The following is a 17,928-nucleotide window of genomic DNA, read 5'->3' as shown; positions in this document are numbered from 1 at the left end:
GGCACCGTCTCCGCCCGGTCTCCACCGATCACCGTCCACACGGACGCTGACGTCGGCTCCGGCGCGAACCGGCTCCACCCGTAGGCCGTGAAGGGTCTGCGCCGCCCAGGCGAACCATTCGTGTGCCGCCGGTTCGGCCCCGGCCAGGGACAGCCGTCCGCCCCGGCCCACCTGCACCGACGGTCCGCCGGGATGGACGACCGGAGTCGGGACGAGTCCGTTCACCGGGGCGGACCCGCCCCCGGTGTCCCCGTCGGTGGGCAGGGGTTCAGGACGCGCCGGCATGGAACCGCCTCTCGTACTCGGCGCGGCGCTCACGCTGTCGGTCCGGGTCCGCAACCGGGGCCGACAGCAGCAACCGCCGGGTGTAGGGGTGTCCGGGTCGACGGGTGATCATGTCGGCCTCACCGGACTCCACGATCGCGCCGCGGTGGATCACCGCCACGCGGTGGCTCACCGCCCGCACCACCGACAGGTCGTGCGACACGAACAGGTAGGCCACCCCCGTCCGCTCCTGGATGTCCGTCAGCAGGTCCATGACCGTGCGCTGGGTGGTCAGGTCCAGGGCGGACACGGGTTCGTCGCACACGATCAGGCGGGGCGAGACCGCCAGCGCACGGGCGATCGCCACGCGTTGGCGCTGCCCTCCGGAGAACTCCCGGGGCAGCCGGTGCACGGTGTCGCGGGGCAGCGCCACGCGGTCGAGCAGGTCGGCGACCGTCCCCCGGGCCTCGCGGGCGGACACGCCCTGGGCCAGAAGCGGCTCGGCGAGGGTGTCGCCGATGAGAAGGGAGGGGTTGAGTGAGGTGTAGGGGTCCTGGAACACCACCTGGACGTCCCTGCTCAGCGCGCGCCTCCTGCGCCGGGACGCGTTGTCGACGCGTTCGCCGTCGAAGGTGATCGTGCCCCCGGCCACCGGGGCGAGCCCGAGGATGGCGCGGCCGATGGTGGACTTGCCCGAACCCGACTCGCCCACCAGCCCCAGGGTCTCACCCGGTCGGATCCGCAGCGAGACCCCGTCGAGGACCTCCACGCGGGGTGCCCGCCATCCCCGTCCGGGGAAGGACACCCGCAGGTCCCTGACGTCGAGCAGCGCGTCCCGGGCCCTCACGCGTTCCTCCGCCGTCCCGGTTCCGTCCGGCGGGAACACCGTCGGGAGCTGTTCGCCCTGGCTCGTACCGGTCATCGTGTGCCCACCTCCCGGGGCCGCCACGGCGCGCGGGCCGGGGCGTCGTCGAGTACCGCGTCGAGGAGTTCGCGCGTGTAGGGATCGCGGGGGCTGGTGAGAAGGTCGGCGGTGGCGCCGACCTCCACGATCCCGCCCTCCCGCATGACCGCCACCCGGTCGCACAGGTCGGCGACCACGCCCAGGTTGTGGGTCACGAGCAGCACGCCCATGCCCCGTTCGGCCTGGAGTCTGCGCAGCAGTGCCAGGACCTCGGCCTGCACGGTGACGTCCAGCGCGGTGGTGGGCTCGTCGGCGATGAGCAGGTCGGGGTCGCAGGAGACCGCGCCCGCGATGAGCACCCGCTGGGCCATCCCCCCGGAGATCTGGTGGGGGTAACTCGCCATGACGCGTGCGGGGTCGGGGATCTCCACCTGCTGGAGCAGGTCCAGGGCCCGTTCGCGGGCCTGGGCGCGGGACAGCCCGAGCTTGGTCCTCAGGGGCTCGGTCAGGTGGTCCCCCACGGTGAAGGCGGGATCCAGGTTGCTCATGGGTTCCTGGGGGACGTAGGCGACCGTGTCGCCGCGCAGTCCTCGCAGGGTCCGCTCCGCCGCTCCGACGACCTCGGTGCCGTCCAGGAGCACGCTGCCGCGCGAGACCCGCCCGCCCTCCGGGAGCAGGCCGAGCACGGAGAACGCGGTCTGGGTCTTGCCGGAACCGGACTGCCCGACCAGCCCCAGGACCTCGCCCCGGCGCACGTCCAGGTCCACGCCGTGTACGACCTCCGTGGACGTGCCGTCGGCCAGTGTGTAGGCGACCGCCAGGTCGCGGACCGACAGAAGATCGGCGCGCTCACCCACGCCGTCCCGCTCGGTGGGCGGGACGGCCGCCGCGCGGCGGGCGCGCCGCCCGGTCGCGGGGGCGGTCCCGCGGTCCTCCAGCACGTCGCGCAGCGCACTGGCCAGGAGGACCAGCGCGGCGCTGGTCACTCCCAGCGCCAGGCCCGGCCACAGCATGAGCAGGGGCTCACGGTGGATGTTGGTGAACGCCTCGTTGAGCATGGCGCCCCACGTGGGCAGGGAGCCGCTGCCGATGCCGAGGAACTCCAGCCCGGCCTGCAACCCGATGGCCATGCCCGCGACCAGGGCGACCTGGATGATGATCGGGGCGCGCACCACCGCCAGGACGTGGCGGGCGATGATCCGCGAGTCGCGCAGCCCGAAGACGCGGGCGGCGTCCACGTACAGTTCGCCGCGCATTCCGGCGACGGTTCCCCTGACCAGGCGGAAGAAGCTCGGTGCCACGAGGACTCCCAGCACCACCATCAGCACCCACACGGTGGGGCCCAGGACCGCGCGGGAGGCAAGCAGGACGACCATGGCGGGCAGCGCCATGATCATGTTGACCCACCAGCTGGCCAGGGAGTCGAACCAGCCCCCGTGGTATCCGGCGGCCAGGCCGCTGGGGACGCCGATCACCAGGGCGACGGCGACGGCGAGCGCCGCCCCGCCCAGGGTGTTGCGACCTCCGTACAGCAGCCGTGCCCACACGTCGCGGCCGGCGGAGTCGAAGCCGAGCAGGTGGCCGCCTCCGGGCGGGCCGAAGGCGTTCCTCAGCTCCGCGGTGGTGGGACTGTGCTGGGTGATCAGGGGCGCGAAAACCACGAGTCCCGCGATCACCATGAGCACCAGGAGGGACAGCATGGCCTGCGGGTTGGTGAGGAAGCGGCGTGCCGTGCCCGACCTTCGCGGGGCGGTCGACGCGGCGACGGGTGCGCTCATGAGGTCCTCGCTTTCGGGTTGAGCCAGCCGACGAGGATGTCCACGAACAGGTTGATCACGATGACCACGACCACCGTCATCATCACCAGGCCCATGATCACCGGGACGTCGCCTCGGGTCGTGTACTGGACGGTCATCGCCCCGATGCCGGGCAGGCCGAAGATCTGCTCCACCAGGACGGCTCCGCCGAGCAGGCCGACGAACTGCATACCGAGCACGGTGAGCGCGGGGGTGGCGGCGTTGCGCAGCACGTGCCGGAACACCACACGTGAGGCGGGCAGGCCCCGGGCGCGCAGGGTGCGCACGTAGTCGCGACCCATCACCTCGATGATCGAGCTGCGCACCTGCTGGGAGACACCGGCGATCGCGGCGACCGACAGGGACAGGATCGGCAGGGTGACCGTGGAAAGCCAGCCGCTGAAGGACTCGGACAGCGGTACGTAGCCGATGGCCGGGAACCAGCGCAGCTGGACCCCGAAGACCAGCACGATCACCAGCATGACCAGGAAGCCCGGCAGGGCGTAGCCGACCACGCCGATGACCTGTACGGCGCGGTCGACGGCGCCGCGCCGCACACCGGCCCACGCTCCCAGGACGAAGGAGGCCACGGCGGTGACGACCGTGACGCCGACCATCAGGCTGAGCGTGACCGGAAGCCGGTTGCCCATCGCCTGTGCGACGTCCGCGTTGGTGAACCAGGACGTGCCGAGGTCGCCCCGCAGCGCGGAGGACAGCCAGTCGAGGTAGCGCACGGCCACCGGCTGGTCCAGGCCCAGGGCGCTGTTGCGTGCGTCCACCAGTTCCTGGGCGGCGTGGGGGCCGAGCAGTTGGCGTCCCACGTCGGCGTTGGGGATCGACAGCAGGACGTAGGACAGGGCGGAGATGACGAGGAGGAGCAGGAGCCCCGAGGCTGCCCGTCTGAGGATGAAGGAGGTCATGGCGGCTCCATGGCGCCCCGCCGCCCCGGCGGACACGGGGTCCGCCGGGGCGGGGGTCACTCTGCGGGGGTGTAGTTGTACAGGGAGGGGACGGCCATGCCCGACTGGGGCTGGATGTCCACGGTGCCGTCGGAGGCGTGCAGGTACCTCATCCGGTAGAAGGGCACGAACCAGGCCTCCTCGACCAGGTGCCGGTTGAGCCTCTGGGCGGCCTCGACGCCCTCGCCCTCGGGCGAGGTGCGAATCTCCGCCACGGTCTCCTCGACGGTGTCGTCGGTGGTGCCGAGGAGGTTGAACGTCCCGGGCAGGACGAGTTCGACGATGGTCACCCACTCCTCGGCGGGCTGGGCGTTGTTCATGACCATGCCGGGGTAGGCGCGGTCGGTGAAGATGCTGGACAGCGCGTTGGCCTGGTCGAGGGTGTCCCAGGTCAGCTCGATACCGACGTCCTCCAGGTCACTCCTGATGCTGGTGGCCATGGCGTCGGAGGAGATCGCCTGCATGCGGGGCAGGTTCATCTCGAAGCCGTCGGGGTACCCCGCCTCGGCGAGGAGCTCGCGGGCGCGTTCGGGGTCGTACTCGTAGTAGGTGTCCAGCTCGGGGTCGTAGGCCTCCGACTCGGTGCCGAAGATCTGGTCGGTGATCTCCCCCTGGCCGCCCCGGAGCTGTTCGAGCATGGTCTCGCGGTCGATGGCGTGGTTGATCGCCTGGCGCACCTCGGGCTCGCCGAGCGCGGGCACCATGGCGCCGTCGCGGTCGAACAGGATGAGGCCCTGGTAGTCGATGAGCTGCGGGGTGGTGACCAGGTCCGGTTCGGACTCGGCCACCTTCTGCTGGTCGACGGTCTGGATCAGCGAGACGTTGACCTGACCGGTGCGCAGGCCGTTGACGATGGCGGTCTCGTTGTCGAAGACGCTGATGCTGACCTCGTCGTAGGGCAGGTCCTCACCCCAGTAGTCGTCGGTACGGGTGTAGACCCAGGTGGTGCCGACGGCGGTGCGGTCGGCGTCGAGTTCGTAGGGGCCGGTGCCAGCGGGGTCGGTGGAGAGGCTGTCGTCACCGAAGGACGCGGGGTTGGCCATGAGCCCAGCGGCGTCGCTGAGGTAGTAGAGCATCGCGGGGTTGGGCTGCTTCAGGTGCAGGACGACGTGGGTGGCGTCCACGACCTCGACCTCCTCCAGGTCCGCCATGGTCTGGGCCTGGCCGCCGCCCGCGTCGCGGAAGCGCTCCAGGTTGGCCTTGACCGCCGCCCCGTCGAAGGGGTTGCCGTCGTCGAAGAGGACGTCATCACGCAGGGTGAGGCTGAGCTCGGTGAGGGTGTCGTCGTAGGACCACTCGGTGGCGAGCATCGGTGCGTAGGCGCCGTCGGGCTCGCGCTTGACGAGCGTGTCGTAGACCGCCTGGAAGTGGGGCAGGGCCGAGCCCATCGCCTCGGCCGGATCCAGGCTCTGGGGCAGGGTCATGGTCGCGATGGCCAGGGTCGAGGAGTCGGGGGTGTCCCCGGATCCGGTGCATCCGGTCAGCATGAGCGCGACCGCTCCGGCGGCGGCGACTCCTGCGTTGACACGGCTTTTCCTCTGCATGGCTCACTCCGTGGGGGAGGCCCGGGCGGAGACCGCTCCGGGAGTTCGAACGAGGTGGGGATCACAATCTAACCACATGGTAGGTTTTGTGTCGGTCACCGTACACCAACAGGTCAGGGAGCCGGAAGGCCGAGTGGAGGACCGCCGGAGCCCTACGCTCGGATCGGCCGACAGCCTCAGGACGACAAGCCCGTGCGCAACGCACAACCCCGCGAGGAGAACACCCCCGTGACCGAGCCAGAGCGCGCCCAGCCGCGCATGACCAAGGGAGAGCGCACCCGGCGGCGCATCATCGACTCCGCGAGCGAACTCTTCGCCAAGTCCGGCTACCTCGCGGTCTCCCTGCGTGACATCGCGGCCCACGCGGGGCTCACCCACGCCGGGGTGCTCCACCACTTCCCGAACAAGGAGGCGATGCTCCTACGCGTCCTGAGCAGGAGGGACGAGGTCAGCGCCCCGTTGGTACTGGGCCCGGACGTGGCCCCCCGAAAGCTGGTCGACAACCTCGTCGCGATCATCGAACGCAACACCGGCACCCCTGGCCTGGTCGCGCTCTACGCCAAGCTCTCCGTCGAGGCCACCGACCCCGAACACCCCGCCCACGCGTATTTCCAGGGCCGCTACCGCATCCTGCGCGACCGGCTCACCGAGGCGTTCGCCGTGCTGCTCTCCGACCGCCCCGGCCCCTCCCCCGCCGTGACCGCCCAGCAGTTCCTGGCGCTGATGGACGGACTCCAGACCCAGTGGCTCCTGGACCCCGACGCCGTCGACATGCGCGCGGCGATCGTGTCCTTCATCCACACCCTCGGGTTGACCGGACCGGAGTCCCCCGGACCGACCAACCAATCCTGAAAGGCCACAGATGAATACCCCCGACCTGGCCGCCAAGGCCTCCGCCACCTCCGGATCCGACACCTGGCACACCACCGCCGTCGGCACCGGCCTGCGCTCGCTGCACCTGGCCGACGGCCCGCACGGCGTGCGCCAGCAGCCGAAGGAGGGCGACCACCTGGGCATCGGCGACAGCCGGCCCGCCACCTGCTTCCCACCCGCCGTCGGCCTGGGCGCCACCTGGAACCCCGCCCTCGTGCGCCGGGTCGGCCAGGCGCTGGGCGCCGAGGCCGGCGCCATGGGCGTGGACGTGCTCCTGGGCCCGGGTATGAACATCAAGCGGTCGCCGCTGTGCGGGCGCAACTTCGAGTACGTCTCCGAGGACCCGCACGTCACGGCGCGGATCGCCGCCGCGCTGGTGGAGGGCGTCCAGTCCCAGGGGGTCGGCGCGTGCGTCAAGCACTTCGCCGCCAACAACCAGGAGACCGACCGGATGCGGGTCAGCGCCGAGGTGGACGACCGCACCCTGCGCGAGATCTACCTCAGGGCGTTCGAGGAGGTCATCACCACCACGAGGCCGTCGATGGTGATGTGCTCCTACAACCGGGTCAACGGCGTGCACACCAGCCAGGACCCGTGGCTGCTCACCGAGCTGCTGCGCGGCGAGTGGGGGTTCGATGGGGTCGTGGTCTCCGATTGGGGCGCCGTGGTGGACCGCGTCGCGGCGGTGCGCGCCGGGCTGGACCTGGAGATGCCGCCCAGCGGCACCGACCAGGAGGTCGTCGACGCCGTCGAGCGGGGCGAGCTGGACGAGTCCGTGCTGGACACGGTCATGGAGCGGCTGGGGCGGCTGCAGGAGAGGGTGTCCGCCGACACCTCCCGGCCGCTGGAGCACGAGGCGCACGACGCGCTGGCACGCGAGGCCGCCCGTGAGGCGCTCGTCCTGCTGAAGAACGACGGCGGCGCGCTGCCCCTGGACCCGGCCCGGCCGGTCGCGGTCATCGGCGAGTTCGCCCGCACCCCCCGCTACCAGGGCGGCGGTTCCTCCCACGTGGTGCCGACCCGGGTGCACAGCGCGCTGGAGTCGCTCACCGGGGCCGTTCCCGGCGGGGTGGCGTTCGCGCCCGGGTTCCGGCTCGACGGCACCGCCGACCCGGCACTGGTGGAGGAGGCCGTGTCCGTGGCGGCCGCCGCCGACACCGCCGTGGTCTTCCTGGGCCTGCCCGAGGCCGCCGAGTCCGAGGGCTACGACCGCACCACCCTGGACCTGCCCGCCGACCAGCTCGCCCTGCTGGCCCGGGTTCGGGAGGTCAGCGAACGCGTGGTGGTCGTGCTGTCCAACGGGGGCGTGGTGTCGGTGGCCGGCTGGGAGCACGACGCCGACGCCGTCCTGGAGGGGTGGCTGCTCGGACAGGCCGGCGGCGCCGCCGTCGCCGACGTCCTGACCGGGGCGGCGTCCCCGTCCGGCAGGCTCACCGAGACCGTTCCGCTGCGGCTGAGCGACCACGCCTCCTACCTGGCCTTCCCCGGTGAGCACGGGAGGTCGGTGTACGGGGAGGGCGTGTTCGTCGGCTACCGGTACTTCGACACCCTGGAGCGGCCGGTCGCCTACCCGTTCGGGCACGGGCTCACCTACACGGAGTTCGCGTACTCGGACCTGGCGGTGGTCCCCGACGGGGAGGACTCCTGGCGGGTGGCCTTCACCGTCACCAACACCGGTGGGCGGGCCGCCGCCGAGGTCGCCCAGCTCTACGCGGGCGTGGAGCAGGACTACCCGACCCGGCCGCGCCGCGAGCTGCGCGGTTTCGCCAAGGTGTTCCTGGAGCCCGGGCGCGCCGAGCGGGTCGAGCTGACGCTGACCGGAAGGGACCTGTCCACGTGGGACCCCGAGCACCGGCGGTGGTCTCTGGCCGGGGGGACCTACACCGTGGCCGTGGGCGCCTCCTCCCGCGACATCCGGCTCACCGCCGAGGTGAGCACGCCCGGGGACCGGTTCGTTCCGCCGCTGACCGCGCGTTCGACCGTCGGGGAGTGGCGTGACCACCCGGTCGGCGGACCGGTGATGGCGGAGCTGAGCGCGGGCATGCCGGAACTCTCCGAGGTGCCCGAGGACCTGCTGCGCATGGCCGACTCCATGCCGCTGGCCACCCTGGGCACGTTCGGCCTGGGCGTGACCGCCGAGATGATCGACCTGCTGGTCGAGGACGTGGAGGCCCGGCGCCAGGCCGCGATCGCCCGCGGTGAGATCACGGGTTGAGGGGGACTTCCGATGCTGGCCGAGGGTTTCCTGTGGGGCGCGGCCACCGCCGCGCACCAGGTCGAGGGCAACAACACCGGCAGTGACGTCTGGGCGCTGGAGAACGCGCCCGAGTCGATCCTGCCCGAGCGCAGCGGCGACGCATGCGACAGCTACCACCGCTGGCGCGAGGACATGGACATCGTCCGCGACCTGGGGCTGAACGCGTACCGGTTCAGCGTGGAGTGGGCGCGGATCGAGCCGGAGCCGGGGCGGTTCTCGTCGGCGGCGCTGGCGCACTACCGGCGGATGATCGAGGGATGCGCCGAGCGGGGGCTGACGCCCGTGGTCACCCTGCACCACTTCACGTGCCCCCGGTGGTTCAGCGCCGGGGGCGGGTGGACCGGCCCGGACGGGATCGCCCCGTTCCGCCGGTACGTGCGGCAGGTGCGGGCGATCCTGGACGGCGTGCCTTGGGTGTGCACGGTCAACGAGCCCAACATGCTCGCGATGATCACGAGCATGCGCCGCGGGGGTGAGCGCAGGGAGAACGTGGCCGGGGCGATGCCGCCCCCGGACCAGGAGACCTCCGAGGCGCTCATGGCCGCTCACCGGGCCGCTCGCGAGGAGCTGTCCGGCCTGGCGGGCACACGCAGCGGGTGGACCGTCGCGAACCAGAACTTCCAGGCCCTGGACGGCGCCGAGGCGCTGGCCGAGGAGTGGGCGTACACGCGCGAGGACCAGTTCCTGGACGCCGCGAGGAACGACGACTTCGTGGGTGTGCAGGCCTACACGCGGGTGGTGATCGGCCCGGACGGGCCGGTGGCCCCCGCTCCGGAGGCGCGCCGCACCCTCACCGGATGGGAGTTCTACCCGCAGGCCCTGGAGGGCGCGGTCAGGCACACGGCCGAGCGGACGGGCGGCGTTCCGGTGCTGGTGACCGAGAACGGCATCGCGACCGCCGACGACGGCGAACGGACCGCCTACACCAGGGAGGCCCTGGCCGGGCTCGGACGCGCCGTCGCCGACGGGGTGGACGTGCGCGGGTACCTGCACTGGTCGCTGCTGGACAACTACGAGTGGGGGTCGTGGGCTCCCACGTTCGGGCTGGCGGCGGTGGACCGCGGGACCTTCGCACGCACGGTGAAGCCGAGCGCGCGCTGGTACGGGGGCCTCGCGCGGAGCGGCCGCCTCCCGGAGTAGCCGGGGCGCGGGCGCGGCGGGGAGCCGGGGCCGGGCCGTCCACAGGGGCGGACCGGCTCTGGCGCCCCTCCCCCGTCTCGCGGTTGACTGGGAAACGGGGGGATCCCACCCCTCGACCGCACCGCGCTGCCCGCGACGGCCACCGCCGGCTCGGCTTCGACCAGCGCAATCTTGTACTTACAGCGAGTTTCGGCGTCCAAACTCGCTATAAGTACAAGATCAACGGGCGTGGACCCCCCGGTCCACACCAGCAACGGTTCCGGTCGGCCCGCTAGCGTGGAGGCGTCGTCCCACGCCCCTGCCCCAGGAAGCCGCCCGTGTCCACGTCAGAGAAGTTCCAGAGCGTGTTCGTGGCGCTGGCCGCCCTCGCCGGACTGGGCGTCGGCCTGCTGTGGCCGGTCGGCGAGGCGGCCGGCCGCCTCGTGCTCCCCGCCCTGGTGCTGATGCTGACGGCGGTGTTCGCGCAGGTCGACGCCGGCCAGGTGCGCCGGGCCCGGTCCGCGCGCACGGTGGTCGCCGCCAGCCTCGCGCTCAACTTCGTGTTCACCCCACTGCTGGCATGGGCCCTGGGCGCCGGGCTCCTGGGCGGCTCCCCCGACCTGCGGATCGGCCTGCTGTTGCTGCTGGTCACACCGTGTACGGACTGGTACCTGGTGTTCACCGGGCTGGCGCGGGGGCACATGGGTGCGGCGGCCGCGGTGCTGCCGGTGAACCTGATACTCCAGCTGCTGCTGTTGCCGGTGTACGTGCTGCTGCTCGGCGGCGAGGCGGCGATGGTGGGCGCCGGAACCCTGGCAGAGGCCGTGCTCCTGGTTCTGGTGGTACCGCTGGTGCTGGCGGTGCTCCTCCGGGAGGCGGTCCGCCGGTGGAGGGGTGAGGTCTGGCGCGACGCGGTCCTGGTCCCACGGGCCTCCGGCGCGGTGCTGCCGCTGCTGTACACGGCGGTGCTGGCCATGTTCGCCTGGCAGGCGCGCACGGTGCTCTCCCACCTGGGCGACCTGGTGACGCTGCTGCCGTCCCTGGCGGTGTTCTTCACGGTCGCGCCGCTGGCGGCCCTGCTCGCCGCACGGCTGCTGCGGCTGCCCGCCGACCAGCGGGTCACGCTGACGATGACGACGGTGGCGCGCAACTCGCCGGTCGCCCTGGCCATCGCCGTGGCCGCCTTCCCCGGCCGGCCGCTCGTCGCGGTGGCGCTGGTGGCCGGACCGCTGCTGGAGCTTCCGGTGCTGGCGCTGCTCAGCCAGCTGGTGCGGGTGCGCCCCGGGGCCTCCTCCCCGCGGTCCTGACCCCCGTCCCGCGCGGTGCCGCGCGTTCCGGCCCCGACCGCGGCCGGGCCCGGGTCAGCAGCCCGCGAGCTGTTCGGACAGGGCGCCCCGGTGGCGCTGGAGCTCGTCGATGCGGGAGTCGAGCGCGGCGAGCTCCCGTTGGATGGTGCCGACCAGGCTCGGGCACAGCTCCAGGTCGAGCGGCTCCTCCTCCCCGTTGCGGACGCAGGGCAGCACCGACGCGATCACCCCGGTGGTCAGGCCCATGTCCAGCAGGGCGCGGATGTGGCGGACCGTGCGCACCGCCTCGGGCGTGTAGACCCGGTAGCCGTTGGCCGAGCGCGCGGAGTCCAGCAGCCCCTGCTCCTCGTAGTAGCGCAGCAGGCGCCGGCTCACTCCGGTACGTTCCGACAGCTCCCCGATCAGCATGGGGTGCCCCACCTCACAGTTGACCTTCACACTGGTGTTACCGCCTACCGTCGCCGCATGGTCGAACACTTCTCCCACACAGTCAAGGGCTCCGGCCCAGGCATCCTCCTCGCGCACGGCGGGGGCGGCGGTGCCGAGGCCAACTTCGGGCCGCTCATGGAGGATCTGGCCTCCACGCACACCGTGGTCGCCCCGGACCTGCCCGGGTCGGGCGCGACCCCGCGCAGCACCGTGGCGCTGGACCTGGACACGGTGGCGGACACCCTGGTGGCCACGGCGGTCGGCGCCGGGGTCGAGCGCTTCACCGTCCTCGGCTACTCGCTGGGGACGGCGGTGGCGGTGCGCGCGGCGTCCCGTCACCCGGACCGGGTCACCGGGCTGGTCCTCACCGCCGGGTTCGCCCGGCCGGACAACCGGATCCGCTTGGCGGTACGCGTGTGGCGGGAGCTGCTGGAGGGCGACCGTGAGCTGCTGGCCCGCTTCCTGCTGCTGGTGGCCCAGGGCACCCCCTCGCTGGAGTCGATGGAGGTCGCGGAACTGGAGCGGGCGGTGGCCGACCTGGCCGCCTTCGTCCCGGAGGGCTCCCCGGAGCAGGTGGACCTGGTGGCGGCGGTGGACACCCGCGCCGAGCTCTCCGGGATCACCGTGCCCGCACTGGTGGTCGCCGCGACCCTGGACCGCCTCGCCTCGCCCGAGCTCTCCCGGGAGCTGGCCGCCGGCATCCCCGGCGCGGAACTGGTGGAGGTCGAGTCCGGACACCTGATCGCCGCCGAGGCACCGGAGCAGTGGCGAGCCACCGTCCGCGACTTCCTCGACCGCCACCCCTGACCCCGCGGCGCTCCCGTCGTCCGGCGGGCGGGAGCGCCGGAAAGGGCTCCTCACTCGGCGGGCAGGCGGTCCTGGCGCACGGCGTTGACGCCCGCCTGGAAACGGCTCCTCGCGCCCAGCCTCACCATGATCTCCGACGCGAACCTGCGTGCCGTGCGGGGCGAGACCCCCAACCTGCGGGCGATCACCTCGTCCGTGTGCCCCTCGGCGAGCAGACGCAGCGCCTCGGCCTGCTGGGGAGTCATGTCGTCGTCGGGGTCCTTGCTCTGCGTGGGCGCCAGCTCCCGGGCCTCGCGCCACACCGCGTCGAAGAGCGTGCACAGCGCCGTCACCAGACCGGGCGCCCTGATCAGGACCGCACCCTTGCCCGTGTCCTCGTTGTCCGCGGCGACGACCGCGACACTGCGGTCGCAGACGATCATCCGCGTGGGCAGTGTCGGCGCGGTGCGCACCTGCGCCCCGAGTTCCACGAGGTGTTTGGCGTGGGCGACACTGTCGGGATCGTTGGTCAGGCTGTCCAGGTACACGGTCCGCATCCGTACTCCCCGCTCCAGGAGCCTGCGGTTGAGTGGCTGGCCCGCCTTCATGTTCTCGGCGGTCTGCGATCCGCCGGGAGCGAAGGTCAGGAACTCCTCCCGCACCTGCTCGTTGATCATGCGCAGGTTGTCCCGGATCTGCTCCAGTCCCCAGATCACCGTCAGCCCCGAGTCCTCGGGTGCCGCGTTCCCGGACCCGGAGAACTCGGCGATCAGCTCGACCGCCACCGCCCTGCTCTCCTCCAGGCGCTGCTGCCTCCGGGCCAGGTCGGCCTGCTGGTGCGAAAGCAGGATCTCCATTCCCAGCTGCGGGTTGACGGCGTGCAGCCGCCCTCCGGCACGGTTCGAGGAGCGGACCAGCGCCATTTCGTTCAGCAGGTCCAGGGCTTCACGGACGCGGCTCTCGGGAACGTCCAACCCGGCCGCGAGCTCCGCGACCCCGTCGTCGGGGTGGGACAGCATGCGCCGGTAGACCGACTCGGCCACAGGGTCGATGCCAAGACCGTTCAACTCCGTTTACCACCCTCGTGAACGCCGCCAAGGCACCGCCGACGGCCGTTTCCAGAACCAATGTTCTTATATCACGAGAAAGGCAGCCTTGTATATTTAGAACACAAATGTACCAATTTATGTACTTTGCTGCTGGTTGACACTTACCGAGTGGTTCACGAAGAAGAAAGAGGGCCCGAAACACATTACCCACCGGAGGGAATTACCTGGTCCTTCACGTTCTCCGCAGATAGCGCACCCAGTTCACCGCGACGCCGCCGACGACGGCCAGGCACGCCGCGAGGACGAGCGACGACAGGAGCCACTCCCGGGAGCCGTCCGGCCCGTAGACGCGGTTGGACGCCCCGACGTCCACGGCCGGGATCCGCGCGCCCTCCTCGCAGGTGTCACGCCCGGCCGCGTGCAGGTACACCGCCCGCGGCTCCCCTCCCCCGGCGTCGGCGAAGGACCCGTTGCAGGTGCACGACTCGTGCCCCGGATGCTGGACGCACGTGATGCTGCTCACAGTGAACACTCCCGGGGCGCCCTCGCCGCGCGCCGCCCGCAGCCCCTGCTCCAGGCCGGCCGAACCCACGTAGGCCACCAGCGCGGCGAGGACCACGATGACGACGGAGAACTGCGGCGACGGGCGCCGGCGACGCCCCCGCGCGCCGTGTCCGTCGGCATGGCCGGTGTCAGTGCCTCCGGTGGTGTCGGTGTCGGCGTCCGTTCCGGTGGGGTCGATGGCGCCGGTTCCGGCGGTGCCGGTGCCGGCCCTCCTCGTGGTGCTCATACCCTCGCCCCCTCGTCCTCGCGGTCGTCCCCCACGGGCTTCTCTCCGGCGGGCTTCTCCGCGCCGTTCCCACCGTTGCGGCCGACCTGGAGGGCGAGCACCGCGGCCACACCGCACAGGGCGGCCGCGAGCAGCCACACCGGCCCGTAGCCGCCGGTCACGTCACGGGTGAAGCCGCCGAAGACCGCCATGGTCCCCGCGCCGACCTGGTGGACGGCGTTGACCCAGCCGAAGACGATGGCCCCGTCCGCGCCGAAGATCCGGTGGCACAGCATGATGGTCGGTGGGACCGTGGCGACGTCGAGCAGGCCGAACACCACGACGAAGGCCATCATCGCCGCCCCCGCGTCGGGGCCCAGCAGCGCGGGCAGCATGGCCAGGAGGGCGCCCCGGCTCGCGTAGTAGACGACCAGGAGCACACGCGGGTCCACCCGGTCGGTGAGCCACCCCGACAGAACCGTTCCCACGAGGGAGAACACACCGACCGTCGACACCAGCGCGGCGGCGACGGTGACGGCCATCCCCTGGTCCTGGGCGGCGGGCACGAAGTGGGTCCACAGGATGCCGTTGGTGGTCGCACCGCACACCGCGAACGTCCCGCCCAGGAGCCAGAACCGACGGCTGTTGACCGAGGAGTACAGGACCCCCAGGGTCCGGCGCGCCGCGCCCTGGTCCACCTTGGGCTTCTCCACGAAGGCGGTCGCCCCGTAGGGCCGCTGGCCCAGGTCGGCCGGATGGTCCCGCAGCACGAAGGCGATGAGGACGATCATCACGCCCGCGGTCAGCGCCAGGGTCACGACGGCCGGCCGCCATCCCTGGTGGTCGATGATCCACGCCAGCGCGGGCAGGAACACCAGCTGCCCGAAGGCGCTGGCGCCGGTCAGGGTCCCGATGACCAGCCCGCGGCGCTCGACGAACCAGTTGTTGGTGACGGTGGCGGCGAACGTCATCGCCAGCGATCCGGTGCCCGCGCCGATGAGCAGCCCCCAGTACAGGGTCAGCTGCCAGGCGGCGGTCATGAGGGTGGTCAGCCCGGCGCCCGCGACGATGGTCGCCAGCGCCACCAGGGCGATGCGGCGGATACCGAAGCGGTCCATCAGAGCGGCGGCGAACGGGGCGATCAGGCCGTAGACGATCATGTTGACCGAGGCCGCCGCACCGATCGTCCCCCGGGACCACGAGTACTCGGTGTGCAGGGGGTCGGTCAGCAGCCCGGGCATCGCGGCGAAGGCCGCCGCGGCCACGATGGTCAGGCACGCGACCAGGGCGATCAGCCACGCGCGGTGGAACGGGGTGTGTGCGGGCTTCCGTGCGGAAGCGGTGTCCTCAACCATGCCTCCAGAGTCCTTCGGGGACCCCCGCCCCCGACAGTGTCCGGAAAGCCAACATGCGAAAGAATCGGGCCATGAGCGTCTTCACCCATCCCGAACGCCACAGCGTGGCCGTACTCGTCCGGCACGGTGTGCTGCCCATCGAGGCGGGCATCGTCCACCGCCTCTTCGGCCAGGCCCGCGACAGTGGGGGAGAACTGCTCTACGAGGTCCTCACCTGCGCCCTGGAGCCCGGTGAGATCAGGACCGACACCGACTTCACCGTCAACGTCGCCCACGGCCCGGAGGCGCTCCGCGATGCCCGGACGGTGATCCTGCCCGCCGCCGACGAGGACTACGTCGAACGCCCGCACGACCCCCTCTCCCCGGCCCTGGCCGCGGCCGTCGCCGGCATCCGACCGGACGCGCGTGTGGCCTCCATCTGCACCGGGGCGTTCGTGCTCGCCGCCGCGGGGCTGCTGACCGGGTGCCGTGTGACCACCCACTGGAAGTCGGCGGGCTTCTTCCGCGCCATGTACCCCGGCATCGACCTGGACCCGAACGTGCTGTACACCGACAACGGGCGCGTGCTGACCGCCGCCGGGGTCGCCTCCGGTATCGACCTGAGCCTGCACATGATCCGTGTCGACCACGGCGCCGCCGTGGCCAACGAGGTGGCGCGCAGCACCGTCGTGCCGCCCCACCGGGACGGCGGCCAGGCCCAGTACATCCGCCACCCCGTGCCCGCACCGGAACGGGCCGCGACCGGCCGCGCGCGATCCTGGGCCCTGGGCCACCTCCACCTCCAGCCGAGCCTGCGGGAGATGGCCGGCCAGGAGTCCATGAGCGTGCGCACCTTCACCCGCCGGTTCCGCGACGAGGTGGGGCTCTCACCCGGCCAGTGGATCGCCCAGCAGCGCCTGGACCGGGCCCGGCAGTTGCTGGAGGAGTCGGATCTGCCGGTGGACCGGATCGCGTACGAGGCGGGTTTCGGTACGGCGGCGTCCCTGCGCCAGCGCATGCACGCCGAACTCGGCGTGTCGCCCAGCGCCTACCGGCGCACCTTCCGGGGCACGTCGCACGCGGCCTGACCACGCCGGCGCCCGTGCGCGGCCCCACGCACACGAGCACCGGGGCGGTGGGTCCTCCCACCGCCCCGGTGCGCTGTTCACCGGTTGCGCGGCCGCCGTGTCAGGGCGCGACCGGGCCGATCCGGTACAGGGTCTCCTCGTGGTGGCCGCCGCCGAAGTCGGCGCTGGTGAAGAGCACGCTCCTGTCGATGCCGGCGCCCCACCGCTTGGCGAACCGCTTGAGCACCATCACGATCGGTGTGTTGGCCTCGGAGACGGTCGCCTCCACGTACCTGGCTCCGGCCAGGAGCTCCTGCTCCACGGCGTGGTCGAAGAGCTTCACCCCGAGGAAGGGGATGCCGTGCCTGGGTGTGACCGCCTCCTGCCAGACGAAGTAGGTGTCGGGCTGGTCGGGGCGGCGGTAGCCGCTGAGGAAACCGATGACCTCCCCGTCGAGGGTGGCCACCATCGAGGTCCGCGCGAAGTCGCGGAACCAGATCATGTAGTAGTACTCGCTGTTGTCGTCGAGCTCCTCGGAGGCCTCCACCATCTCCCGGACGGCGTGGGCGTCGGAGGGCTCGGGCCGGCGGAAGACGACCCGGTCGCGCGCGGGGAGGGCGGTCCGGTCTTCCATCGTGACGGTCATCGTGACTCCTTGGTCCTGGTCGTGTCGGGGTCCTCGCCCGCGGGGCCGCGGCCGGTGGACGGGGGCGGCCTCAGGCGTCCGCCGCGTCGGTCAGGAGGGGGTAGGCGCCGTTCTCGTCGTGGTCCTCGCGGCCGGTGACCGGGGGGTTGAACACACAGACGAAACGGGAGTCCTTGGTCGGGCGCAGGGTGTGCCGCTCGTGTCCGTCGAGCAGGTACATGACCCCGGGGGTGATCCAGTGCTTCTCACCGGTCTCGTCGTCGGTCAGCTCCATCTCGCCCTCGACGCACAGGACGGCCTCGTAGTGGTTGGCGTACCACAGGGACGTCTCGGTGCCCGCGTAGACGGTGGTCTCGTGCAGGGAGAACCCGACGCCCTCCCTGGCGAGCACGATCCGCTTGCTCTCCCAGGTGCCCTTGGCACCCTTGACGTGGCGTTCGGTGTCCTCGATCTCGGCGAAGGAACGGATCAGCATGGCGGCCTCTCTGGGGGTGGCGGTTCGGCGGGGGGCGTCGTGCTCAGACCGCGGCGGGCCGGGTGGCGGCCAGGACGAAGTCGGTGAGGGTGTCCACGGACTCGAACGCCTCGATCTCCAGGTCCTCCGGGGCGACCTCCAGTCCGATGGACTCCTCCAGACCCATGAGGACCTCCAGCATCGAGGTGGAGTCCAGGTGCAGGTCGTCGAAGAGGCGGACGCCGCCGTCCAGGTCGGCGACCTCTCGCTCCAGGGCCTCCGAGAGGGCCGTCTCAAGAGCCTTGGTCACGTCGTTGCGCTGCATGTTCGTCTCCTTGGTGTGTCGGTGCGGGTGTCGTCTTGGCTCGTGT

Annotated in this window: 17 protein-coding genes; 6 read left to right on the top strand and 11 right to left on the bottom strand. The window is 71.9% G+C overall.

Annotation, left to right across the window (positions count from 1 at the left end; all coding sequences use genetic code 11):
* Positions 1 to 268 precede the first annotated feature (268 nt).
* Genes A6A08_RS21180 through A6A08_RS21165 form a run of 4 tightly spaced genes read right to left on the bottom strand, consistent with a single transcriptional unit; the run spans position 269 to position 5,467 of the window.
* Entirely contained in the window at positions 269 to 1,186 is a 918-nt protein-coding gene (locus A6A08_RS21180; protein WP_199867000.1) for an ATP-binding cassette domain-containing protein, read from the bottom strand.
* Positions 1,183 to 2,946 carry a dipeptide/oligopeptide/nickel ABC transporter permease/ATP-binding protein gene (locus A6A08_RS21175; protein ID WP_073704362.1) on the bottom strand — a complete coding sequence of 588 codons (1,764 nt, stop codon included), beginning with the start codon at positions 2,944 to 2,946 and terminating at the stop codon, positions 1,183 to 1,185. The genes A6A08_RS21180 and A6A08_RS21175 overlap by 4 nt, the downstream gene beginning before the upstream one ends.
* The gene (locus A6A08_RS21170; RefSeq protein ID WP_073704361.1) at positions 2,943 to 3,884 is read right to left on the bottom strand and encodes an ABC transporter permease; all 942 of its coding nucleotides are present in this window, start codon (positions 3,882 to 3,884) and stop codon (positions 2,943 to 2,945) included. The genes A6A08_RS21175 and A6A08_RS21170 overlap by 4 nt, the downstream gene beginning before the upstream one ends.
* A gap of 56 nt (positions 3,885 to 3,940) precedes the next feature.
* Positions 3,941 to 5,467, bottom strand: coding sequence for an ABC transporter substrate-binding protein (locus tag A6A08_RS21165; protein WP_073704360.1), 1,527 nt, complete (start codon positions 5,465 to 5,467; stop codon positions 3,941 to 3,943).
* 228 nt (positions 5,468 to 5,695) lie between these two features.
* Here A6A08_RS21165 and A6A08_RS21160 point away from each other — a divergent pair, with 228 nt between their 5' ends.
* From A6A08_RS21160 to A6A08_RS21145, 4 genes are all read left to right on the top strand, one after another.
* Positions 5,696 to 6,319 (top strand): TetR/AcrR family transcriptional regulator, encoded by a 624-nt coding sequence (locus A6A08_RS21160; RefSeq protein WP_073704407.1) that lies wholly within the window; start codon positions 5,696 to 5,698, stop codon positions 6,317 to 6,319.
* A 10-nt stretch (positions 6,320 to 6,329) separates the two neighbouring features.
* Positions 6,330 to 8,555, top strand: a complete 2,226-nt coding sequence (locus tag A6A08_RS21155) for a glycoside hydrolase family 3 C-terminal domain-containing protein (protein WP_073704359.1) — start codon at positions 6,330 to 6,332, stop codon at positions 8,553 to 8,555.
* A 12-nt stretch (positions 8,556 to 8,567) separates the two neighbouring features.
* Positions 8,568 to 9,737, top strand: a complete 1,170-nt coding sequence (locus A6A08_RS21150; RefSeq protein WP_073704358.1) for a glycoside hydrolase family 1 protein — start codon at positions 8,568 to 8,570, stop codon at positions 9,735 to 9,737.
* A 317-nt stretch (positions 9,738 to 10,054) separates the two neighbouring features.
* Positions 10,055 to 11,023 carry an arsenic resistance protein gene (locus tag A6A08_RS21145; RefSeq protein WP_073704357.1) on the top strand — a complete coding sequence of 323 codons (969 nt, stop codon included), beginning with the start codon at positions 10,055 to 10,057 and terminating at the stop codon, positions 11,021 to 11,023.
* A gap of 54 nt (positions 11,024 to 11,077) precedes the next feature.
* Here A6A08_RS21145 and A6A08_RS21140 read toward each other — a convergent pair whose 3' ends face one another.
* Positions 11,078 to 11,431, bottom strand: coding sequence for a MerR family transcriptional regulator (locus tag A6A08_RS21140; protein ID WP_073704406.1), 354 nt, complete (start codon positions 11,429 to 11,431; stop codon positions 11,078 to 11,080).
* Positions 11,432 to 11,488: 57 nt separating this feature from the next.
* Between A6A08_RS21140 and A6A08_RS21135 the strand changes: the two genes are divergently transcribed.
* Positions 11,489 to 12,259, top strand: a complete 771-nt coding sequence (locus A6A08_RS21135) for an alpha/beta fold hydrolase (RefSeq protein WP_073704356.1) — start codon at positions 11,489 to 11,491, stop codon at positions 12,257 to 12,259.
* A 50-nt stretch (positions 12,260 to 12,309) separates the two neighbouring features.
* Here the strand turns inward: A6A08_RS21135 and A6A08_RS21130 are convergent, their stop codons facing one another.
* From A6A08_RS21130 to A6A08_RS21120, 3 genes are all read right to left on the bottom strand, one after another.
* A complete protein-coding gene (locus A6A08_RS21130; protein WP_242422753.1) occupies positions 12,310 to 13,305 on the bottom strand; it encodes a LuxR family transcriptional regulator in 996 nt (331 codons plus the stop codon).
* A 214-nt stretch (positions 13,306 to 13,519) separates the two neighbouring features.
* The gene (locus tag A6A08_RS21125) at positions 13,520 to 14,077 is read right to left on the bottom strand and encodes a hypothetical protein (protein ID WP_242422752.1); all 558 of its coding nucleotides are present in this window, start codon (positions 14,075 to 14,077) and stop codon (positions 13,520 to 13,522) included.
* Positions 14,074 to 15,411 carry an MFS transporter gene (locus A6A08_RS21120; RefSeq protein WP_073704355.1) on the bottom strand — a complete coding sequence of 446 codons (1,338 nt, stop codon included), beginning with the start codon at positions 15,409 to 15,411 and terminating at the stop codon, positions 14,074 to 14,076. Before A6A08_RS21120 ends, A6A08_RS21125 begins: the two co-directional genes overlap by 4 nt.
* A 71-nt stretch (positions 15,412 to 15,482) precedes the next feature.
* Here A6A08_RS21120 and A6A08_RS21115 point away from each other — a divergent pair, with 71 nt between their 5' ends.
* Complete coding sequence (locus A6A08_RS21115; protein ID WP_073704354.1) at positions 15,483 to 16,478, top strand: GlxA family transcriptional regulator; 996 nt, start codon at positions 15,483 to 15,485, stop codon at positions 16,476 to 16,478.
* A gap of 100 nt (positions 16,479 to 16,578) precedes the next feature.
* On the opposite strand, the gene ectA is transcribed toward A6A08_RS21115, so the two are convergent.
* From ectA to A6A08_RS21100, 3 genes are all read right to left on the bottom strand, one after another.
* Complete coding sequence (gene ectA / locus A6A08_RS21110; RefSeq protein WP_073704353.1) at positions 16,579 to 17,103, bottom strand: diaminobutyrate acetyltransferase; 525 nt, start codon at positions 17,101 to 17,103, stop codon at positions 16,579 to 16,581.
* Between the two features lie 70 nt (positions 17,104 to 17,173).
* Positions 17,174 to 17,578, bottom strand: a complete 405-nt coding sequence (locus tag A6A08_RS21105) for an ectoine synthase (protein WP_073704352.1) — start codon at positions 17,576 to 17,578, stop codon at positions 17,174 to 17,176.
* Between the two features lie 43 nt (positions 17,579 to 17,621).
* Entirely contained in the window at positions 17,622 to 17,882 is a 261-nt protein-coding gene (locus tag A6A08_RS21100; protein ID WP_073704351.1) for an acyl carrier protein, read from the bottom strand.
* Positions 17,883 to 17,928: the final 46 nt, after the last annotated feature.

Origin of the sequence: Nocardiopsis sp. TSRI0078 (genome assembly GCF_001905145.1) — a bacterium.
In the GTDB taxonomy this organism is placed as follows: Bacteria; Actinomycetota; Actinomycetes; order Streptosporangiales; family Streptosporangiaceae; genus Nocardiopsis.
The sequence above is the reverse complement of the archived record's forward strand: the minus strand, read 5'-3'. Positions and strand labels throughout refer to the sequence as shown.

Coding starts and splice junctions, on each gene's coding strand:
- A6A08_RS21180 (WP_199867000.1), bottom strand. CDS start 1,186: ATGACCGGTACGAGCCAGGGCGAACAGCTCCCGACGGTGTTCCCGCCG.
- A6A08_RS21175 (WP_073704362.1), bottom strand. CDS start 2,946: ATGAGCGCACCCGTCGCCGCGTCGACCGCCCCGCGAAGGTCGGGCACG.
- A6A08_RS21170 (WP_073704361.1), bottom strand. CDS start 3,884: ATGACCTCCTTCATCCTCAGACGGGCAGCCTCGGGGCTCCTGCTCCTC.
- A6A08_RS21165 (WP_073704360.1), bottom strand. CDS start 5,467: ATGCAGAGGAAAAGCCGTGTCAACGCAGGAGTCGCCGCCGCCGGAGCG.
- A6A08_RS21155 (WP_073704359.1), top strand. CDS start 6,330: ATGAATACCCCCGACCTGGCCGCCAAGGCCTCCGCCACCTCCGGATCC.
- A6A08_RS21150 (WP_073704358.1), top strand. CDS start 8,568: ATGCTGGCCGAGGGTTTCCTGTGGGGCGCGGCCACCGCCGCGCACCAG.
- A6A08_RS21140 (WP_073704406.1), bottom strand. CDS start 11,431: ATGCTGATCGGGGAGCTGTCGGAACGTACCGGAGTGAGCCGGCGCCTG.
- A6A08_RS21135 (WP_073704356.1), top strand. CDS start 11,489: ATGGTCGAACACTTCTCCCACACAGTCAAGGGCTCCGGCCCAGGCATC.
- A6A08_RS21125 (WP_242422752.1), bottom strand. CDS start 14,077: ATGAGCACCACGAGGAGGGCCGGCACCGGCACCGCCGGAACCGGCGCC.
- A6A08_RS21120 (WP_073704355.1), bottom strand. CDS start 15,411: ATGGTTGAGGACACCGCTTCCGCACGGAAGCCCGCACACACCCCGTTC.
- A6A08_RS21115 (WP_073704354.1), top strand. CDS start 15,483: ATGAGCGTCTTCACCCATCCCGAACGCCACAGCGTGGCCGTACTCGTC.
- ectA (WP_073704353.1), bottom strand. CDS start 17,103: ATGACCGTCACGATGGAAGACCGGACCGCCCTCCCCGCGCGCGACCGG.
- A6A08_RS21105 (WP_073704352.1), bottom strand. CDS start 17,578: ATGCTGATCCGTTCCTTCGCCGAGATCGAGGACACCGAACGCCACGTC.
- A6A08_RS21100 (WP_073704351.1), bottom strand. CDS start 17,882: ATGCAGCGCAACGACGTGACCAAGGCTCTTGAGACGGCCCTCTCGGAG.